The organism is Vibrio sp. CJQ_6 (assembly GCF_043106745.1).
GTDB lineage: Bacteria > Pseudomonadota > Gammaproteobacteria > Enterobacterales > Vibrionaceae > Vibrio > Vibrio furnissii.
The window spans coordinates 368582-388782 of the sequence record NZ_JBICMV010000008.1 but is presented as its reverse complement, the minus strand read 5'-3'; the positions used below and the strand labels follow the sequence as shown (position 1 = coordinate 388782).

Sequence of the window (20201 nt, the reverse complement as noted above, 5' to 3'; positions counted from 1 at the left end):
GGCACATTTAAGGAACGCTGTATGACTCCAGAAACTGTCGTGACCCTGATTTCCAACGCCGTCTGGATGGTGATCCTGATTGTCGGTGTGTTGGTGGTGCCGGGGTTGATTGTCGGCCTCGGCATTGCGATTTTTCAGGCCGCCACCCAGATCAACGAACAGACGCTGAGCTTTCTGCCGCGCCTGATGGTGACGCTGCTGATGGTCATCTTTGCCGGTCACTGGATGCTACGCAAGTTCATGGAACTGTTTGATTTTCTGTTCCATAACATTCCGGGGATGATTGGCTGATGGAGCTGAGCTTTGCCGAGATTTCCAGCTGGCTTGGGCAACTGTGGTGGCCCTTTTTCCGTATCGGCGCCGTGTTTGTGTCGATGCCGTTTTTCGGTGACCTACTGATCCCGGTCTGGGTGCGCAGTCTGCTTGCCCTCTCCATCACCGTGATCACCGCGCCTTTGATGCCCGCGATGCCCGCGGTCGATTTGATGTCGATGACCTCGCTGTTTCTCGCGTTTGAACAGGCTGTGTGGGGGCTGATGTTCGGCCTGATCCTGCACATGCTGTTCACCGTGTTTACCCTGCTCGGCCAGATTGTTTCGCTGCAAATGGGCCTTGGCATGGCAATGATGAACGACCCGGTGAACGGCCTGTCGGTCGCCATTCTCGGCCGCATTTTTCTGGTGTTCACCACCCTGCTGTTTCTGGCATTGGAAGGCCACTTAGTGGTGATTGATGTCCTGATCCAGAGCTTTACCGTGTGGCCGGTCGGCTCCGGGATCACGATGTTGTCGCTGCAAGGCATCGTCAATATTTTCACTTGGATGTTCTCGGCGGCGCTGGCATTAGCGCTGCCTGCCATCGTCTCGATGCTACTGGCCAACATCAGTTTTGGCGTCATGAACCGCGCCGCGCCCAGCCTGAACGTTTACGCACTCGGTTTTCCGATGACCATGTTACTCGGCCTGTTCAGCGTGCTGATTTCCGTCTCCGGTGTGCCGGGACGCTACGGCTCGCTGGTGCATGACACGCTGCGCTTTCTCCATCAGTTTATGGTGGGGGGCGCATGAGCGATCAAGCTTCGTCTCAGGACAAAACCGAGAAGGCCTCGCCGCAGAAAGTCAAAAAGGCGCGCGAGCAAGGCCAAATTCCCCGCGCCAAAGAGTTCACCACCGCGGTGATTTTTCTCGCCGTGGCCATCTACTTCTACGCCCAGCTGCCCGCCATCTGGCAATCCATCGCGGGCGTGTTTCGCTATAACCTCTCGCTGACCCGTGCCGATCTCGACAATCCGATGCAGATGATTGAACAGTTGGGTCACAGCCTCGGCATGGTGATTGAACTGCTGATGCCGATGTTTCTGGTCATCATTGTGGTGACGCTCGCCAGCAGCATGATTCTCGGTGGCTGGCTGTTCCGCCCGGCCAACCTGCTGCCAAAGCTGAGCAAACTCAATCCGATCAGCGGTATCAGCCGGATTTTCTCCACCCGCTCGCTGGTTGAACTGGTGAAATCGACGCTCAAAGTCAGCGTCATTTTCGCCGTGCTGTACGGCTATCTCGATAACCATCTGCAACCCATGTTGGGCATGCAGGGGCTGCCGCTCAATCAGGGCTTTATCCTGATCATGAACATCCTGTTTGAAGGCTTACTGCTGATGGGCTTTGCCCTGTTGGTGTTTGGCGTGATTGATATACCTTACCAGCGCTGGGAACACCTCAAAGAGCTGAAGATGACCAAGCAGGAGCTGAAAGAGGAATACAAAAACAACGAAGGCCGCCCGGAAATCAAACAGCGTATTCGCCAGATTCAGCAACAGTTCGCCCGTCGCCGCATCGACAAAATGGTGCCGAAAGCTGACGTGGTGATCGTCAACCCGACCCACTACGCCGTGGCGTTGAAATATGATCCGGCGCTGTCGGACGCGCCGTTTGTGGTCGCCAAAGGGGTGGATGAAACCGCGCTGCACATTCAGCGCCTCGCGCGTGACAACCAGGTCGAGATTATCCACTCGCCGCCGCTCACGCGTTCGATTTACTACACCACTGCCATCGAGCAGGCTGTGCCCAGCCAGCTCTATGTGGCGGTGGCTCATATTCTGACCTACGTCCTGCAGTTGAAAGCGTTTCGCAGTGGCAGCGGTGAACAGCCGCTGCCACTGCCACACTTTTCGATTCCGAACCATCTGCAGCACTGATTTGCATTGAATGAAGGACTGATAACCATGCTCAACCGGTTAAAACAATGGCAAAACTCCGGCAAGGGATACCTAGGTATTCCGATTGTGCTGCTGATGGTACTGGCAATGGTCATTCTGCCACTGCCACCGCTCCTGTTGGACGCGCTGTTTACCTTTAACATCGTCCTGGCGATTCTGGTGCTGCTGGTCAGCACCACCGCCAAACGCCCGCTCGATTTCTCCATCTTCCCGACCATCTTGTTGGTCGCAACCTTGCTGCGCCTGACGCTCAACGTTGCATCAACCCGGATCGTGCTGTTGGAAGGTCACAACGGCGGTGATGCGGCTGGTAAAGTGATTCAGGCGTTCGGTGAAGTGGTGATCGGCGGCAACTATGTGGTTGGTATGGTGGTGTTCATCATCCTGATGATCATCAACTTCGTGGTGATCACCAAAGGGGGCGAACGGATCTCCGAAGTTTCAGCGCGCTTTACGCTCGATGCCCTGCCGGGCAAGCAGATGGCGATTGACGCCGACCTCAACGCTGGCCTGATTGACCAAGACACCGCACGCGATCGCCGCCGCGAAGTCGCTAATGAAGCGGACTTCCACGGTTCGATGGACGGTGCGTCGAAATTTGTGCGCGGTGACGCGGTCGCCGGTTTGATGATTCTGTTCATCAACATCATCGGCGGGATCAGCATTGGCGTATTCGAACATGGCCTGCCTGCCTCTGAAGCGTTTAAAACCTACGCCCTGCTGACCATCGGTGATGGTCTGGTGGCGCAAATCCCATCCTTGCTGCTGGCAACGGCCGCGGCGATTATCGTAACGCGCATTAACGACAGCGACAACGACATGTCGCAGACCATGCACAAGCAACTGCTGGCCACGCCGGCCACGCTGTTTACCGTCGCGGGCATCATGGTGGTTATCGGGATCGTGCCGGGTATGCCCCATCTGGCGTTTTTCACCTTTGCGGCGGCGCTGGCCTTTGCCGGTTGGCGTCAGGCCAAAAGCCCGGTGATCGACACCTCGCTCGATGAAGTCGAAGCGATTTCGCAGGCGATGCAAAACGAAGGCGACGCGCCACTCAGCTGGGAAGACATCCCCCACGTGCAGACCTTGTCGCTGGCGCTTGGCTATCGTCTGGTGCATCTGGTCAATAAAGATCACGGCGCGCCGCTGACGCAGCGCATTCGCGGTGTGCGGCGTAACCTCTCCGAGCAGGTTGGCTTTTTGCTGCCGGAAGTGGCGATTCGCGACAACCTAAGCCTCAAGCCCAACCAATACACCATTTCACTCAATGGCGAACTGGTCGAACAGGGCTTGATTGAACCCGACCGCCTGATGGCAATCGCCGTGGGTGAAACCTATGGCGACATCGACGGCATTCTCGGCAGCGATCCGGCCTACAACCTGCCGGCGGTGTGGATTGAACACCCGCAGAAAGCGCGCGCGCTAAATATGGGTTATCAGGTGGTGGATGATGCCACCGTGGTGGCGACCCATATCAGCAAAGTGATGAAAACCCATCTGGCGGAGCTGTTTAACCACGACGATGTCGATGCGATGAATCAGCGCCTGACTGCGCAAGCGCCGAAACTGGCGGAAGCGCTCGCCGCGGCGCTGCGCCCAGCGCAGCAGCTCAAAGTGTACCGTCAGCTGCTGCTCGATCAGGTGCCGCTGAAAGACATTCGCACCATCGCCAACACCATGTTGGAGTCGTCGGAAAACACCAAAGACCCGATTCTGCTCGCCGCCGATGTGCGCTGCGCCTTGCGCCGCACCCTGATTAACCTGCTGGCAGGCCAGAAGAACGAGATTCCGGTTTACGCCCTGTCCGACGAACTGGAGCAGATGCTGATGACCTCGCTGCATCAGGCGCAGGCGAGCGGCAGCGTGATGCTGGACAGCTTCCCGATCGAACCGAATATTCTCGGCCAGTTCCAGCAGAACCTGCCGCTGATTAAACAGCAGTTGAAACAGCAAGGCATGGCGCCGATCCTGTTGGTGATGCCGCAACTGCGTCCGCTGATTGCCCGCTACGCGCGGACGTTCTCGCACGGACTGGCGGTGCTGTCGTACAACGAAATTCCGGAAAACAAACAGATCAACGTGGTAGGAAACCTTGGCTAATCTCTCTTCGCATCAAGCGCTGTACCATTATCTGCGCGACCTTATTGAGCAGCACATCGTCACGGAGGACGACGCGCTGGTGTTTGACGCTTTTCAGCGCAACGACATTCGCCACGCCTGTCAGGCGATTCGCGAAGCGCACAGTGGCGAGGTGGAATATCAGCACCTCACGCTGCGGTTTGGCAGTCAGGGTGAACAGAGCGTGTACCAGTTTGAGCTGTCGGAGCCGATGGCGTTCTGCCTCGATCTTTACAGCCTGTATCTGGCGCTGCGTCAGTCGCGTTTTCAGATGGAAACCTTTCATCCGGATCTCATCAGCAACGTGGTGGTGCCGATTCGTGCCGATGCACTGCTGTGGCCCGCGGGCGCGCTGTTTCTCGACCAGATCCTGCAATTTCATCGCGCGGCGTTTGCTCATGTGGTGCCGTCGGTGCAGATCAACTTTGCCCATCCGCTGCACCCTGAGTTGGATGAACTGGTTGAACAGATTCGTGAGAACGCGTACGCGCTATGGTTTGAACTCTACACCGCGGCAGAAAACTTTGAGCAGATTGCGCGCTATAAGCCGGACATGCTCAAGCTCGCAGTGTCGCTGGAGAACAAAGAAGATCGCAGCGCCTTTCTGCCTATCGTGCGCTTTTTGCGTCAGCACCGCTTTAAATGGGTCGCCGGCCGCGTCGCCAGCCAGACCGAACTGAACCAATACAAACTGCTCGGCGCGAGTTACTACTTTGGGTATTTCAGCGATATTCCGACATCGCTGTCTTTTAAAACCTTCGATGACGCAGATAACGACAACTGGTAATGCCTTGCTTGCCCCTCAAAATAGGGTGATTTCTGGAATAGACGTCACCTTATCCCCGCCTTTTTCGCCCTTTTGTCAATTTTTTTCAATTTCTGATTAATGCTCGCCCGTAACCATCCGCCTCTAGTTAGTGAGCAGGGAATATCCCGAAGAGCCTGAAGATAGCGACAACCAAGGAGACTAAGATGGCTTTATCTATGCACACTAACTACGCATCGCTAGTTACGCAAAACACTCTGAACAGCACAAACAACCTGATGACGACTGCGATGGAACGTTTGAGCACTGGCCTTCGCATCAACTCTGCCGCGGATGACGCAGCGGGTCTGACGATTGCGAACAAACTGGAAGCACAAACGCGCGGCATGTCAGTGGCGATGCGTAACTCTCAGGACGCTATCTCAATGCTGCAAACCGCAGACGGCGCACTGGAAGAGCTGACGAACATCGCTTACCGCATGAAAGACCTTGCCACACAAGGCGCGAACGGCACCAACGGCACCACAGAACTGGCCGCGCTGGATTCTGAATACCAAGAGCTGGAAGCCGAAGCAACGCGTATCCTGACGCAAACCACTTACGGTGCAGGTCAGCAACTGCTACAAGGCGGCAAACTGGCTGCAGCGGTTGACTTCCAAATCGGTGCGTCAGCGGCTGAAACACTGACTGTAGATATTTCAACAAACCTCGGCAACGTGGACTTCACCACAACAGGTGCACTGACCACAAACGCGGCATCCAACGCGGAAATCACTGTGATTGACGGTCTGTTTGACACCATCAACACCGTGCGTTCAACACTGGGTGCAAACATCAACCGTCTGGACCACACCATCAACAACCTGGCTAACGTGTCTGAAAACACCGCCGCAGCGAAAGGCCGTATCACCGATGCTGACTTCGCGGTTGAATCGTCAAACATGACGAAGAACCAAATGCTGATGCAAGCCGGTACTACCGTACTGTCTCAGACCAACCAGATTCCAAGCATGGCCATTTCACTGCTTCGCTAAGCAGCGACGCCATACATCTGTACGTTTGTATTTGCCTCCTGCTCGTTGGGAGGCTTTTTTCCGTTTTACTTTTTTCGTGGCGCCTGTCCTCTTCCTTTTCGACAACATAGCCGGCGCCTTTTTTCCTTTGCTTTCATCGGGTCGATTCCGACCTCATTTTCTTCCTTTCGCCCTTAATTCCCAGCGCCAAACGGTCGCATTACCCCGTAGAGAAACCTTAATTGACAAGGACTTGATTTCCAAAGAATCGATTTCTGAGGAAAAGCGGAACTGCCGATGAGGAAACACCGCTTCCGTTTTTCACCGATTAATTTAATAAGTCACTGTTTTACAAGAATTTAATCCATGGCACACATCTTGCGAATTTAGCGACAGGTTCTATCAAACCCGACACGCTACCGCGACATCTGATGTGCGCACCACGGTAAGCAGACTGAGCAACAGGGAGCGCCCAAATGAGTTCATTGGATCCAATCACCATGGCAACACAGCTGGCTACATATGATGTGCAGTCATTTCAGCAGCGTTATCAAACGCAATCGACCCAATACCAGTCTCAATTGACGGCGTTGGGCAAAGTGGAAACCGCCCTGCGCGCGTTTCGCACCGCGATCACTGAAATGAATAGCTCCACCAGCAGCATCGTGAAAAACAGCGCCACCGTCTCGCAAGAGGGTTACTTCTCGGCCACGGCCGATGCCAATGCGCTGGCGGGCAGCTATCAGGTGTTTGTTGAACAAGTTGCGACCGCGCATCAGGTGTCGGCCAGTATGCCCGCGAACCTCGATGCCACCACACAAGTGCCGACCACCGGCACCCTCGATTTCACCATCAACGGCGAGACCATGACGCTGGATCTCTCGACCCTAGACAGCGACGGTGATGGGGTGGCGACCATGGCAGATTTGGTGTCGGCGATTAACAGCGACAGCAACAACCCGGGCGTGAACGCGACGCTGGTGCGCTCGAACGGCCAAACCTATTTCATGCTATCGAGCACCGAAACCGGCGTGGCCAACTCGGTCAATGTGGCCGTCTCCGGCACTGGCCAAACGTGGTTTGAAGATGCGTTGACCAACCTTAACGAGATCAGCGCGCCGCAAGATGCCGTGATTTGGCTTGGCGCCCAAGGCACCGGCCTGCAACTGACCAACAGCAGCAACACCTTTGAAGGCGTGATCAACGGCGTCGACCTGACCGTGACCAAAGCGCAAACCAGTGGCGAAGCGCCTCTGAGCCTGTCCGTCGGTGCGGATCAGGAAGGCACCAAAGAACAAATGAATAAGATCATCGAGGCCTACAACAGCCTGATGAAAACCATCGATACGTACACCTCGATTGGCGGCGAAGATTCCCAACGTGGTGTGCTGGCGAGCGACCCGACCATTCGCTCAATTGAGAGCCAGCTGAAAACGTTAGTGCGTGGCGAATTTGAAGGCATGCGCCTGAGCGATCTTGGCATCGAAATCAGCCGTGACGGCACGATGAAAATCGACGCCGACAAGTTCGAAGACGCGCAAACCACCAATACCGCGGCGCTGGAATCGTTCTTTAACGGCGACGGCAATCTGCTCGATAGCCTAGATTCGCTGCTTGACCCCTACCTGCAATTTTCTAACGGCCTGTTTAAGTCACGTAAAGATGCGCTGCAACAGAACATCAGTCGCATTGAAGACAAACAGACGGCACTCGAGCGCAAATACGACATGGCGTATGACCGCTACCTGAAACAGTTCACGCAAATGAACCAACTCATAACCAAGATGAACCAGACCATGTCGATGTTCGGCTAAGTCTGGCGAGGAGACGTTTTATGTTAATGGACTCGGGCTACGACTCGTATCAACAAGTCGATTTAGATGCACAAGCCGCCGCCGCCACCCCGCATCAGTTGGTGGTCATGCTCATTGACGGCCTACTCAACGAGATTGAACGCATTCGCGGCCACATCAGCGTGGGGCGATTGGCAGAAAAAGGCGCGGGCATTAACAAGTGCATGAACATTCTGATCGGCCTCGACAGCGCGCTCGATATGGAGAGCGGTGGCGAGCTGGCAACCAACCTGCACCAGTTGTACGACTTCTGTCAGGTGGAGCTGTATCAGGCCAGCGTGCAAAACGATGTGGAACGCCTCAGCACCGTGGAAACGGTGATGGGCAATATCAAAGAAGGATGGATGAATTTTGGTCAACACGCATAAGGTTTCCCCTGAGCGATTCCGCCACCTTTCTCAGCGGATCACCATCGCAACAAAATTGCAGGATTGGAGCGCGCTCGCCCGCTACGACAGCGAGCTGCGTGAACTGCTGCAATACCACAAGCCGTTTCTGCGCGACCCACAACTGGCGCCGCAAATCGCCAAAGCCAAAGCGGCGCATCAGGCGGCTTTGGCCGCCCTGAAAGCGGCAACCGCGGAACTGGAATCGGACATGGTACAGGTCAGCGCGCAGCAAGAACGCGCCCTTGCCTATCAGCTCGCCATGACCATGGAGGGTTAATATGCAAGCCATGACGCCTTCCGCCAACCATTCGCCAGCCAGCCATTCATCAACAAGCCGTGCGGCACCTGCCAGCTCATCGTCGCGCAGCGACAAATCGGATGCCGCATCGGAGATTCATCAAGCGCGTTCGTTTGGCGACGCCGATGCCAGCAAAACAACTCGCTTTACGCTGGGCCAGCCTGCCCGATCGTTGCCGTCATTCAGCGACGAGCAGCCAGAGTCGGCGCTGACGACTCAACCCCAAGAAGAACTGGGCGACCTGACCGCGCTGGCGGCGCTGCTAAGCGCCCATCAACCGATCCCAACGCAGGCTCAGTGGGTCAAAGGGTTTGCCGAGAACCATCGCGTCGGCGGCGCAAACACCGCAAATACTGCCGCGGCGCAAAACGCAAATGCAGCGGCACCATCGGCAACAGGACAATCAGCAGCGGGGTTATTCAACGCGCAATCTGCGCCGTCCATCACCGGGAGCCAGCCCGTTGCGACCAAAGCTGCGCTCCCGCTCGACAGTGCGTTAAACGCGGCGCTCAATCAGGTCATCCACCCAGCCTCAGGCGCACCAAGCCTCGGGCAAGCGCAGGCTCAGGTTCACGCGCCGAGTGCCACCACAACGGTCAATGCGCCGGAATGGGCCAGCGTGCGCATTGATACGCAAGCGGGCAAATGGGGCGAGCAGATGCTGCAAGTGCTGCATGACCGCGTCACGCTGCAAGCGCAGCAGCACCTGCAAGAAGCCAAGATCCGCCTCGATCCGCCCGATCTCGGCAAGCTGGATTTGGTGGTGCGCGTGGAAGGCGATCGCCTCAGCGTGCAGATCAACGCCAATGCCGCGGCGACCCGTGAAGCGCTGATGCAGGTGTCTGACCGCCTGCGCGCTGAACTGCAAAGCCAGAACTTTGTGCACGTTGATGTCAATGTCGGCACCGATCAAGGCGGCCAGCGCCAATCCTCGTCTCAGGATGAGGCCGCGACCCACCCCATTTTCGCGGCGCGCGACACTGGCGACGAGCCGTTTACCGCTTCTCTGTCTGAGCACTGGCTCAGCACTCACGCCTAAGGTTTCAACGAGGAATAAAGGTTATGACCAAACAGCAACTTATTACCGTGTTTATCATGATGATCATCACCAGCGCCCTCGTCTCTGCGGGAACCGTGTTTGGCGGCATCTGGTATCTCAAGCAGCAGAGCACGCAGCAAGAACAGCCGGACAGCGACTGGCTGGCGAACTCGCCGCTGGCGTTTTTAAGCGACACCACCCCATCCCCCAAAGCGCCGAGCTTTCATTCGCTGGATAAAGTGGTGCTGAGCGTGAAAGGCAAAAATCAGAACCACTTTCTGATGCTGGAAATCGCGGTCGAAACTCGTCATCCGGAACGCATCGCCAACATTGGTGATTACATGCCGGTGGTGTGCAATTCGCTGATCAAACTGTTCAGCGACAAAACCTATGAAGATTTGCAGCAGGACGGTGCGATTGAGCACCTGCAAAACGAGGTCAAACTGACCATTCTCAACGCCTTTGAGAAGACCGACATTCTGCGCGACATCGACGATGTGCTGCTGACCAAATACGTCGTGCAGTAAGGACGCGCTTATGTTGGATATGCAATATCAGGACGAATATGCCATGGCGGACGAGGTCGCCTCGCCGACACAGCCGATCGATGAAAACCGCCTGCTCAGCCAGTATCAACACTTGGTGAAGCGGGTCTCGAACCAACTGCGGGTACACGCCACCACGCATTGCAGCCTCGAAGACATGCAGCAAATTGGCCTGATTGGCCTGCTGGAAGCCGGTCGCCGTTATGGCAACATTGACGACCCGAACTTTCCTGCGTTTGCGGTGTGCCGCATTCGCGGTGCCATTCTCGATGAACTGCGTCGGTTGGACTGGCGATCACGCAAAACGCGCCAACAAGCGCACGAACTCAACGATGTGACCCGCGATTTGACCCGCAAACTGGGTCGCCAACCAAACGATCGCGAAATCATCGCTGCGCTGGGCACCGATGAGCAGGATTACTACGCGCGCTTAAATGCCTCCTTAGCGGGGGAAATGCAGAGCTTGGATCAGTTGATAGACACGGGCGTTGAGCAATTTGCCGACGGCCATTACGACGGCATGACGCACGAGCACATTCGCCGCAGTTTAGAACAGGCGGTCGGCCAACTGAGTAAACGTGACCAACTGCTGTTGACCCTGTTCTATCAACACGAACTCAACTTACACGAAATCGCGCTCGTGCTCGATCTGACGCCGCCTCGCATCTGTCAGCTACACAAACAGGCGCTCAAACAACTCAACCAATATTTGTCCTCTTAGGAGCCACTTATGCAAAAGTTTCTTGGTGCCATCATTGTTCTGATGTGTGTATTCGGCGGTTACGTTTGGGCGGGCGGCAGCCTGACGGCGATTTGGCAGCCAGCGGAATTTCTCATCATCGCCGGGGCGGCACTTGGATCGCTGATCATCGGTAACCCGCCGCAGGTACTCAAAGAGATGCGCCGCCAACTGCGCATGATGTTGTCGCAGCCGAAAAATGAGCAAGCGTATTACATGGAGCTGATGGCGGTGCTGCAAGTGCTGCTGGAAACCGTGCGTAGCGGCGGCTTTAAATCCCTCGACAAGCACATTGAAAGCCCCGACCAAAGCCCGATTTTTGCTCGCTACCCGTTGGTTGCGCGTGATTATCGTCTGGTTTCGTTCATTACCGACAACCTGCGCTTAATGGCGATGGGCCAGATGTCGCCTCATGAACTTGAGGGACTGCTGGAACAAGAAATCGACGCCATTCAGACCGACCTGCTGCTGCCATCGCGTTCAATGCAGCGCACCGCAGAAGCACTGCCAGGCTTTGGTATTCTGGCGGCGGTCGGCGGCATCATCATCACCATGCAAGCCATCGATGGGTCCATCGCCCTCATCGGCTACCACGTTGCTGCGGCACTGGTGGGCACCTTTATCGGCATTTTTGGTTGTTACTGCTGTCTTGATCCGGCAAGTAACGCCATGGCTCAGCGCGTCAAACGTGACATGTCGGCTTTTGAATGCGTGCGCGCCACTCTGGTGGCCTACGTGGCGAAGAAACCGACCCTACTGGCGATTGACGCAGGGCGCAAGCATATTCAGCTAGACATTAAACCAACCTTCAACGACATGGAGAAATGGCTAGCGGAGCAGGAGGGATAATGCAAAAACAGGAGCATGTCGTATTCAAGCGCTCAACTCGCAGTCACGACGAGCCTCACCATGGCGGCGCGTGGAAAGTCGCCATGGCCGATTTTATGATTGCGCTGATGGCACTGTTTCTGGTGCTGTGGGTGATGCAGGTGGTGAACAAAGAAGAGCGCAAAGCGATTGTCGCGCATCTGCACAGCGCCAGCGTGTTCGATCGCAGCTACGGCAACCCGTTTGATACTTCGCAAAGCATCTCTCCAATCGATTTGGCCTCGGAATCGTCGGTGCCGAGCAAGCACGATGCCAACCACACCGTGACCTCGTTCTATAACGGCAACGGCAATGGCCCTGAATCGGATGCGATCATTCCCGGCAACTTCGATACCCAGGAACAGCTGACCATTCTGGCTAAAGTGATTGAAGCCATGATGCGCCAGATCAGCGCGCAAGGGAACGTGCACGTCTCCGTGACGCCGCAAGGGCTGCGCATTGTGCTGCAGGACGATTACAAACAGCACATGTTCAGCCGTGGCGGCACCGAGCTGACGCCGTTTTTTGAAGATCTGTTGTTGGCGCTGGCGCCGGTCTTTCAGCGAGTCGAAAATCCGCTCATCATTAGCGGCCACACCGACTCTACCGCGTTTAAGCAGCGTTTTAGCCATCGCACCAACTGGGAGCTGTCAGCCAACCGTGCCAACATTGCGCGCCAAACGTTGGTGGCTGGCGGCATGCCAGAACAGCGCGTGTTGCAGGTCACCGGCATGTCGGATCGCGCTTTACTGAACCCCGACGAACCAGATGGCAGTGAAAACCGCCGTATTGAATTGTTTGTGTTGACCACGCCTGCCGCGCAGGTGCTGGAAACCTTCTTTGGCAATCAGCAACCGGGCGAGTTGGATAAAGCGCGCAATCAAGCGCAGTTCAACCAGCCAGTGCTGCGTCAAGAAACCATTCAGTATTCAACCCCGGTCGAGGCCACAAAGCAGCCCGACCAACCGTTATAACGCGTCCCCTGCCCGACGCCTGAGCCTCGGGCAGCTTTCCCGGTTCCATGACCCTTTTGATTACCGAGCACGTTATGTATCAGCAGCCCCGTAAACCCACGCAAACCGACGGCTTGAAAAAAGCCTTCCTCTGGCTGATCGTCATCGATTACTGCCTGCTGGGGCTATTTTTGCTGCAACTCACCAGCCTGACACTGCACGCAGGCACCAGCATCAGTTTGCTGCTGATGATGTACAACATTCTGCTCAGCTTTCTCTGCTTTCAGCGCACCAACAAGCAGGAGTCTTACATCATCTACCCAACGCTTTCGGCAACGCTGCTGGCGTTCATCTGCTTCCTATATTTCTTTTTTTTGATATAAGCGGCCGAGATATAACAGCTTTCTGACAGCCTCGGCCAAAAGTATGACGACAGACTGACGCATCTGACATTTCTCTGTTGAATAATACTCATCAACAACAACGTCCACACGTTCACTCGATAGATAAGGAAAGATGATGAAAAAAGCGATGTTCGCCCTAAGTGCACTGACTTTTATTTTGGCGGGCTGTGACACGGCTGATACAGCGGCAACGCAAGCAGAATCTCAACCCACCGTGGATACGCTGCCAACGGCAGTCAGCAACGCAGTTTCAACCGTCACCGACACCGTTTCAGCCGCCGCAGGCGCCGTTGCAGAAACCGTCGAAGCCGGTCACAACGCCTTCAACAGCCTTGATTGGCAAGGCACCTACAAAGGCACGCTGCCTTGCGCCGATTGCGCTGGCATCGACTACACCCTGACGCTTAGCGAAGATGAAACCTACACCCTGACGCAGGTTTACCAAGGGAAAGAGGAAGACGGCGGTCAATTTACATCAAGCGGCAAATTCCATTGGGACACCAAAGGCAGCGTGATCACGCTGGAAGATGGCTCTGAAACACCAAACCAGTACTTCGTCGGTGAAAACCTGCTGATGAAACTCGACATCAACGGCGAGAAAATCACCGGCGACATGGCCACACTCTACAACCTGAAAAAACAATAAGTCGTCGCGGATTCACCGCCCCTCGAACTCAAAACGCCAGCATGATGCTGGCGTTGCTTTTTTTCTGATGCATCGCGCTCAGCGCAACTCGGCCAGATGATCGGCAATGTACTCATCCAGCGAACGCGGCGCTTTGCCGGTGAGAGTGGCAACCGCTTCGCTCACGCCAGCCGTCCAGCCTTCGCGCACCGGATAGAAAATTGAGGTCAGAAATTCCGCGTAGTCGGCAGGGACACCCACCGATTTCAGCAGGTCACAGAACGCGCCCTCTTCCATCGCCTGATAAACCACTGGCTTACCCAGCGCCGCACTGATTTTTTGCGCGGCTTGCGCATAGCTCAGCGCTTCTGGACCGGTCAGGTTGAACGCCTGATTGTCAAAACGATTTGTGGTTAATGCCGCCGCTGCGCTGCTGGCAATATCACGCACATCAATAAAGCTCGATTTGCCTTCCCCAGCAGGAACGCCAATCACGCCTTGGTCGATGCCCGCTTTCCAATAGGTATGGAAGTTATCCGCAAACCAGTTCGGACGCAGGATCACATACGGCACGCCGGAGTTTTCCAGCGCGATTTCCACTTGGCGGTAAGGAATGGAATCATCGGCATCCACACCGAGTACGCTTTGGAATACCACCTTCACATTGCGCTCAGCCGCAGCCTGAATCACAGGCTCGAGCAAAGCTTTTGATTCCACATAACCGCCTGGCAGCATCACATAAGCGCGGTCAACGCCGTCGAACGCGGCGTCAAAGGTTGTTGGGTCAGCAAAATCAAACACCACACCTTCAGCCGCACCAAACGCTTTGCCACTACGCGACGCAGCTTTGACCTGCTCCCCTTTTGCCAGCAGCTCTGCCACCAGCGGTTGACCAACGTGACCAGAGGCACCCAATACCAATACTTTGTTCATTCTGTTCTCCTAGGTATATTTTGGAAACTATGTAGTTGATAGAAACTTTGTAAACAATCTATACTCCCGAGCTGACGTTGTGAAGAAGGCACTTTTCGGTAACAAGGTGTCCTTGAGGTAACCACCCTGTGGTTTGAGCATAGAGGAAGAATGATGGATTTTGCGTATGACGTTTATGAGAACCGCTGCCCAACCCGCGCGGTGTTGGATCGCATTGCCGACAAATGGGCACTGCTGATTTTAGACAAACTGCGCGGCGAACCAGTGCGCTTTAACCACCTAAAGCGCGACATCAAAGGTATTTCGCAAAAGGTCTTGTCTCAAACCCTGAAAAAGCTCGAACGCGACGGGTTGGTCAGCCGCACCGTATTTCCCACCGTGCCGGTCACCGTGGAATACGCGTTGACGCCACTCGGCACGACGTTAACCGACGCCGTGGCTGCCCTCGCGCACTGGGCGGAAAATAATATGGACGCGGTACTGAAAGCACAAAAGAGCTACGATGCCAAACTTGATGGCGAGTAGAATTTCCGCTGAATACAAACTCACACCAAACCGACGTTAACGCTTTCTGTGTAAAGGCTTAGAGTAAAGTTTATTTTGCTGTCAGTTGGTCAAACTTACTTTTCACCGCCTAGAATCAAAATGTGATCTCGATTAATAAACCACACAAAAAGCAGGAGTATTTTAACTTGGCATGACGTTTTTGGGGGAGTAGCCATGACTGCATCGAAAATGTTTCTAAGAGATTTTCTTGGCTTAGTTTTAATTGTTTCAACCGTACTTGCTTTGCTCAGTGTTTTGTTGGATTTACTGGCTTTGATGGCCTATTTCAACCACGAAACACAAGTCGCCACCGTGTTATTTGACGAGTCGTTTTACATGTTGGTGTTCTTTGTTCCACCCTACTTTATCGCCAAATACATTAACCGCACCGACGTGGTGAAAGCGGTGGATGAATATCAGCTGATGAAGAGTAAAAGTGAAATCATGTAAGTGATGATGCACGCGACAGCAATCACGTTGAACGTAAGGGTTTGATGGGGATTGTGTGTCGCGTTTGTGTTTTTATCGAATGCGTTTTGGTTGAGTTTGAAAAGGGTGATTGAGGTTTGACGCGTTTTCGCATCATCGAATCACGCAGCTTGGTTTGTCACGCGCCAGTTACTCTTTGCTGGCACAAAGAGTAACCAGAAAATGCCTGTTGTTTCTTTGTCGTTGTCCGGGACAGTTTTAGGCGTTCCCGACGCCGAAAACCTAAAAATTCATCCATGAATTTTTCCCTAGTGAAAAGGGATTAAATGACAAAGCTGATTTCATTGGGGAGACAAAGACAAGACTGGTAACTGTACTGTAAAGAAAAATGCCAATGCATAGTGAAAATGCCATGCGTTACGAATCTGCCTTAAACGCTTTGTTAGTTCTATTTTCCTACAGAAGTCATTAATTTATCATTCAATCGAAGGAATACGTCCTCAGATGAACTACCTTCATGATAAATTGGAATAGAAAAGCACCTGTCATAAATCCCAATAGTTTCATCTTTAAGCTGGAATACTGGAAAACAGAAGTAAATAATTATAGACAAACAGTCAGACCCATACTCTGAGAATGCTTGCTGAAAAGTAGGAGCATATGCGTGATCTGCATTTTTTAGTACATCTGAGATAAAATATAGATCATTCGGGACTAAAAATTCATGCTCAGGGTTAATTAAAGCAGTAATGTCAATTGCAGCAATACCCTTTTGGTTTCTTTTATCATTAGGGTCAAAACGCTTGATGGCTTGTTTTAGAGCTGTTTGGATGTTTGGACCAACTGTCTCTTCTTTAGCAGGTCGTTTACATTCAATAAATATGGAGTCTTGTTCATCTGTGGCATTTATGTCTGAAATTGTGTCAAAGTTCAAGTCGTACCCTGCCCGTTTGAAATATCGCGCCATAAATAATTCAAAAGAAAAATTCCGAGCAGAGTTAGTTTTCTCTTTCTGCGCATCAACGCTATATAACTCATCACCAGATAAGGTTTTTTTTAAAGCCGCTGTTAAATTATCATGCTTAAGCTCTAGTAACTTTTCGCCTATCTCGATCATTTGGTGTACTTCAAAGAGAGCACTAGCGTATTGTTTATTATTGACGATAGACGAGATGGACTCAGTCCCCCATCTCGTAATCATTTGATTATACGGCTCAATGTACTTCTTTAAGCGACTTGGGTTCACATTGAGTCCAAGATCTACTAATTGAGTAAGCGTATATTCATACCTAGCCAGACTTTTAGCTAACTCTTCTTTATTTATTATTGAGTTATAATCACCCACTAACATACTCCTAGAACTAACGCTAAGAACAGTTGCAAAATATATGGCACTACATTTTGCGAAGCAAAATTCGTGACATATATTTTGTCAATTGAAACGCCTTGTTATGTTTTAATTAGTTCATCAATTCTTAATTTGAGTGCTTCACTACAATGCTTACTAGTTTTTAGCTTGTCCAGCCAACGGACGTCTGAGGATCTCATATTAAGTCTATCATCAGCTTCCAAGTACTTGAGCATTGCATCAATATCACTATTAGATAGCCACTCAAAATGGTCACAAAAAGTACGCCAAGTTGACCAACATTTACCGCGTTCTGATGGTGCCGACCAACGCAGAATATCAATAATATGATGGATTCTAGGTTTAAAAACTGGCGAGTCTGGAAGTGGAGATATTCTTAAAACATTCAAGAAAGGCTTGCTAGCAGTATAAAAGTCCCATACCCCATCTGTTTTTGAACATGCCTTTAGAACCGACATATGAAACTGGTCGCGAACTTCTTCAGAAGGATAACGACTCTTATTAGAGATAGTCACAATAGTTTGAATGAACTGGTCAACCTCTCTGTATGACATTCTATTTTCGGGTTGTAGTAATTCACCGCCAAACTCTTTATATAGTACTGGATAAGATAAAATTTCGACTAGTGCAGAAATCGCTTGATCTCGAGATTCTTTGTTGTTGAAGCTATTGAGAATATCTTCATCAGTCATCGGCTTATTTTCTACGATTTTTGTAGAGAGCTCCCTCAAGCGCATTTCAATATTTTTGTATTGGATTAAAAAACGCCTATTTGATTTTTTGTACTCTGTATACTCTTTAGCGAGATCTTCGAGAAACTCACCTATTTCTGATTTTATGATAAAGATGTTTTTATCCTGGAATAGTAATCGAGACTCTTCCAACACATTATCACTTACACTTGGGTGAACAATCATAAACGCGGGAGGCTTCTCTTCACCCAAATCAGCATAAACTTCGTCATAGAGAAAGCCGATATTTGGATCCGTTAAGCTATAGCCGATAAATATCGGAGATGCCTCCGAGAATAGTGTGTAAATTTTACGATTCAAATAAGTATCTTCACGTTGAAACGAAAAGTACTGACTTTGGGTTACGACTATCGAATCTGGACGACCTAAATCTCCATGAATTTTGAATATATTTTTTCCATTGCTGGCGACTTTAGGGCACGAGTCTTTTCTAACAACAACATTAGCTAATCCATCAAAGATATTTTCGAGTACATTGTCCCAGTTAGTAGTGATTATCATGTTAGGAGCAAGTGCTCGGAAGCGTCGTATCCAACTTGGATCAGCAGTCTCCTTTTTGAGGTTTAATAGAGACTCTGATACAAGCGAATTAAACTCATATTCGGAATGATTGTGATGAGTTCTAGCAAAAGAGTAAAGCAGCTCGGCAGCCTTAAGAGGATTGCTCAAATCCAATACTAATGGATACTCAATTTTCTTGCTTATCTCTACAAGAACATCCCCCCAACTTCCATATCCAAAATTATATGAAAAACCTGAACCTACCCAAAAGAAATAGTTTTCGGTAAACACAGATGCAAAAAGGCTCTGCTTTGCTTCTTCAGATAATTGTTCAATACAACTCATAAGTATCCCATTAAAGCATAACCGCCGTTAGTAAGCAGACCGTATCTATAGAAACTATCAAACAAAACACAGAATTGGTCTATTCAACATCGAACAAAATTATGTACATCATCAATCACTAATACAAACTAGTCAAAACCCCGAGCGCTAAAACGTGCCGTAAGTATCAAACCCATGCAACACCAACGAAACACCCTATCCCCCTCACCCATAGGGAAAAATTCATGGATGAATTTTTAGGTTTTCGGCGTCGGGAACGCCTACAACCGTCCCGGCCTGCGACCACAAAACCAAGGCACTTTCTGGTTACTCTTTGTGCCAGCAAAGAGTGACTGGCGCGTGATAAACCAAGCAGCGAGGTTCGATGAACATCAAACGCGACAAACCTCAAATAGCAAAACAACCAACCATTCCGCACATACCGAAACTATCCCCCATGCAACCCCAACGAAACGCCCTATCCCTCTCATCAACAGGGAAAAATTCATGGAAGAATTTTTAGGTTTTCGGCGTCGGGAACGCCTAAAACCGTCCCGACCTACGACCACAAACCCAAGGCACTTTCTGGTTACTCTTTGTGCCAGCAAAGAGTGACTGGCGCGTCACACCGCAAGCCGCCTATTTTCCTAAAACCAAAACGCGACAAACCTAAAGCAACAAACCACCATACCCCGCACTAAAAAGACAAAAAAAAGACCATCAATCGATGGCCTTCCCCTTCCAAAACACCCCATTCACAAATTCTGACTCAGCTGCCCCGCCACACTTAACAACTGCGTCTTGGTGTGTTCAATATCCTCAATGTGGTGATGCACCGTATTGGAGTTCAGCGTCATGTACGGCACCGTGATCACCGCCATCACTTCCCCCAGCACGCCGAAAATCGGCACGCTGATGTTGGTCACCCCGGAGATCTGCGGGCTTTCGCCGATGTAAAACCCTTGCTCGACCGTTTTGTCGATGTGGCTTAGCGCGTGTGCCACTTCATCAGCCGTGGCGCGTGCTTTTTTGAGGATCTCTTTTCGCTGCTTTGCTTCACTGAAACTGAGCAGCACAATCCCCGACCCCGACGAGCAGATATCAATCTTCGAGCCCAAACGCAGGCTGAATCCCATTTTGTACGGGCTCTCTTCGCGGGCAATCACCAGCAGCTCACCATTTTTGTAACTGCACAAATGGCACGATTGATTCACCTTGTGACACAAGGCTTCCATCAGCGGGTTGGCGCGTTTAAGCAGCTGCGCAATCGGCGGGTGTTGGTTGGAGAGTGCGAACATCTTCAGCGTGAGCGAATAGCACGACGTTTCGCTGTCGTACTCGATATATTGCCGCTCCATCAGTACCGACAACATGCGAAAGATTTCATTAATACTGCGGTTTAGCTTTTCTGCGATCTGCTTTTTCGACAGCGGTTCTGACTGCTCGGCCAGCAGTTCGAGGATCTCAAGCCCCTTCTCTAACGCAGGCGCTCGATATTCTGTTTTCTTATTGCTTTCCATAGG

The 20201-nt window shown here is 52.0% G+C and carries 22 protein-coding genes; 18 read left to right on the top strand and 4 right to left on the bottom strand.

Features of this window, described 5'->3' with window-relative positions:
- The first annotated feature begins 21 nt into the window (after positions 1-21).
- From fliQ to ACF8PK_RS03990, 16 genes are all read left to right on the top strand, one after another.
- On the top strand, positions 22-291 hold the full coding sequence (gene fliQ / locus ACF8PK_RS04065) for a flagellar biosynthesis protein FliQ (RefSeq protein ID WP_004725108.1): 270 nt from the start codon (positions 22-24) through the stop codon (positions 289-291).
- Positions 291-1067 (top strand): flagellar biosynthetic protein FliR, encoded by a 777-nt coding sequence (gene fliR, locus ACF8PK_RS04060; RefSeq protein ID WP_392440160.1) that lies wholly within the window; start codon positions 291-293, stop codon positions 1065-1067. Before fliQ ends, fliR begins: the two co-directional genes overlap by 1 nt.
- Positions 1064-2194 carry a flagellar biosynthesis protein FlhB gene (gene flhB / locus ACF8PK_RS04055; protein ID WP_208550087.1) on the top strand — a complete coding sequence of 377 codons (1131 nt, stop codon included), beginning with the start codon at positions 1064-1066 and terminating at the stop codon, positions 2192-2194. The genes fliR and flhB overlap by 4 nt, the downstream gene beginning before the upstream one ends.
- Positions 2195-2221: 27 nt before the next feature.
- Complete coding sequence (locus ACF8PK_RS04050; protein WP_208550088.1) at positions 2222-4315, top strand: flagellar biosynthesis protein FlhA; 2094 nt, start codon at positions 2222-2224, stop codon at positions 4313-4315.
- Positions 4308-5120: an EAL domain-containing protein gene (locus ACF8PK_RS04045; protein ID WP_392440158.1), complete on the top strand. Its 813-nt coding sequence runs from the start codon at positions 4308-4310 to the stop codon at positions 5118-5120. The genes ACF8PK_RS04050 and ACF8PK_RS04045 overlap by 8 nt, the downstream gene beginning before the upstream one ends.
- A gap of 185 nt (positions 5121-5305) precedes the next feature.
- Positions 5306-6133, top strand: a complete 828-nt coding sequence (gene lafA / locus ACF8PK_RS04040; RefSeq protein WP_004725103.1) for a lateral flagellin LafA — start codon at positions 5306-5308, stop codon at positions 6131-6133.
- Positions 6134-6588: 455 nt separating this feature from the next.
- Complete coding sequence (gene fliD, locus ACF8PK_RS04035) at positions 6589-7926, top strand: flagellar filament capping protein FliD (RefSeq protein WP_392440155.1); 1338 nt, start codon at positions 6589-6591, stop codon at positions 7924-7926.
- A 20-nt stretch (positions 7927-7946) separates the two neighbouring features.
- A complete protein-coding gene (gene fliS, locus ACF8PK_RS04030) occupies positions 7947-8333 on the top strand; it encodes a flagellar export chaperone FliS (protein ID WP_014204728.1) in 387 nt (128 codons plus the stop codon).
- Entirely contained in the window at positions 8317-8631 is a 315-nt protein-coding gene (locus tag ACF8PK_RS04025) for a hypothetical protein (RefSeq protein WP_014204727.1), read from the top strand. Before fliS ends, ACF8PK_RS04025 begins: the two co-directional genes overlap by 17 nt.
- Before the next feature lies 1 nt (position 8632).
- The gene (locus ACF8PK_RS04020) at positions 8633-9691 is read left to right on the top strand and encodes a flagellar hook-length control protein FliK (RefSeq protein ID WP_392440153.1); all 1059 of its coding nucleotides are present in this window, start codon (positions 8633-8635) and stop codon (positions 9689-9691) included.
- A gap of 23 nt (positions 9692-9714) precedes the next feature.
- Positions 9715-10218: a flagellar basal body-associated protein FliL gene (fliL, locus tag ACF8PK_RS04015; protein ID WP_392440151.1), complete on the top strand. Its 504-nt coding sequence runs from the start codon at positions 9715-9717 to the stop codon at positions 10216-10218.
- Positions 10219-10228: 10 nt separating this feature from the next.
- Positions 10229-10957 carry a FliA/WhiG family RNA polymerase sigma factor gene (locus ACF8PK_RS04010; RefSeq protein WP_172561535.1) on the top strand — a complete coding sequence of 243 codons (729 nt, stop codon included), beginning with the start codon at positions 10229-10231 and terminating at the stop codon, positions 10955-10957.
- A 9-nt stretch (positions 10958-10966) separates the two neighbouring features.
- Complete coding sequence (motA, locus tag ACF8PK_RS04005) at positions 10967-11824, top strand: flagellar motor stator protein MotA (protein ID WP_004725096.1); 858 nt, start codon at positions 10967-10969, stop codon at positions 11822-11824.
- Complete coding sequence (locus tag ACF8PK_RS04000) at positions 11824-12816, top strand: flagellar motor protein MotB (RefSeq protein ID WP_154180241.1); 993 nt, start codon at positions 11824-11826, stop codon at positions 12814-12816. The genes motA and ACF8PK_RS04000 overlap by 1 nt, the downstream gene beginning before the upstream one ends.
- A 74-nt stretch (positions 12817-12890) precedes the next feature.
- The gene (locus tag ACF8PK_RS03995; protein WP_014204723.1) at positions 12891-13178 is read left to right on the top strand and encodes a hypothetical protein; all 288 of its coding nucleotides are present in this window, start codon (positions 12891-12893) and stop codon (positions 13176-13178) included.
- A gap of 136 nt (positions 13179-13314) precedes the next feature.
- A complete protein-coding gene (locus ACF8PK_RS03990) occupies positions 13315-13845 on the top strand; it encodes a copper resistance protein NlpE (protein ID WP_004725093.1) in 531 nt (176 codons plus the stop codon).
- Positions 13846-13923: 78 nt separating this feature from the next.
- On the opposite strand, the gene ACF8PK_RS03985 is transcribed toward ACF8PK_RS03990, so the two are convergent.
- On the bottom strand, positions 13924-14757 hold the full coding sequence (locus ACF8PK_RS03985; protein ID WP_315621592.1) for an SDR family oxidoreductase: 834 nt from the start codon (positions 14755-14757) through the stop codon (positions 13924-13926).
- A gap of 150 nt (positions 14758-14907) precedes the next feature.
- Between ACF8PK_RS03985 and ACF8PK_RS03980 the strand changes: the two genes are divergently transcribed.
- Positions 14908-15282 carry a helix-turn-helix domain-containing protein gene (locus ACF8PK_RS03980; RefSeq protein WP_199251200.1) on the top strand — a complete coding sequence of 125 codons (375 nt, stop codon included), beginning with the start codon at positions 14908-14910 and terminating at the stop codon, positions 15280-15282.
- Positions 15283-15477: 195 nt separating this feature from the next.
- Positions 15478-15753, top strand: coding sequence for a hypothetical protein (locus ACF8PK_RS03975; RefSeq protein ID WP_004725092.1), 276 nt, complete (start codon positions 15478-15480; stop codon positions 15751-15753).
- A gap of 427 nt (positions 15754-16180) precedes the next feature.
- Here the strand turns inward: ACF8PK_RS03975 and ACF8PK_RS03970 are convergent, their stop codons facing one another.
- From ACF8PK_RS03970 to ACF8PK_RS03960, 3 genes are all read right to left on the bottom strand, one after another.
- The gene (locus tag ACF8PK_RS03970) at positions 16181-17077 is read right to left on the bottom strand and encodes a hypothetical protein (RefSeq protein WP_392440148.1); all 897 of its coding nucleotides are present in this window, start codon (positions 17075-17077) and stop codon (positions 16181-16183) included.
- Positions 17078-17181: 104 nt separating this feature from the next.
- Complete coding sequence (locus ACF8PK_RS03965; protein ID WP_392440146.1) at positions 17182-18699, bottom strand: SIR2 family protein; 1518 nt, start codon at positions 18697-18699, stop codon at positions 17182-17184.
- Between the two features lie 734 nt (positions 18700-19433).
- Positions 19434-20198, bottom strand: a complete 765-nt coding sequence (locus ACF8PK_RS03960; RefSeq protein ID WP_004725087.1) for an IclR family transcriptional regulator — start codon at positions 20196-20198, stop codon at positions 19434-19436.
- Positions 20199-20201: the final 3 nt, after the last annotated feature.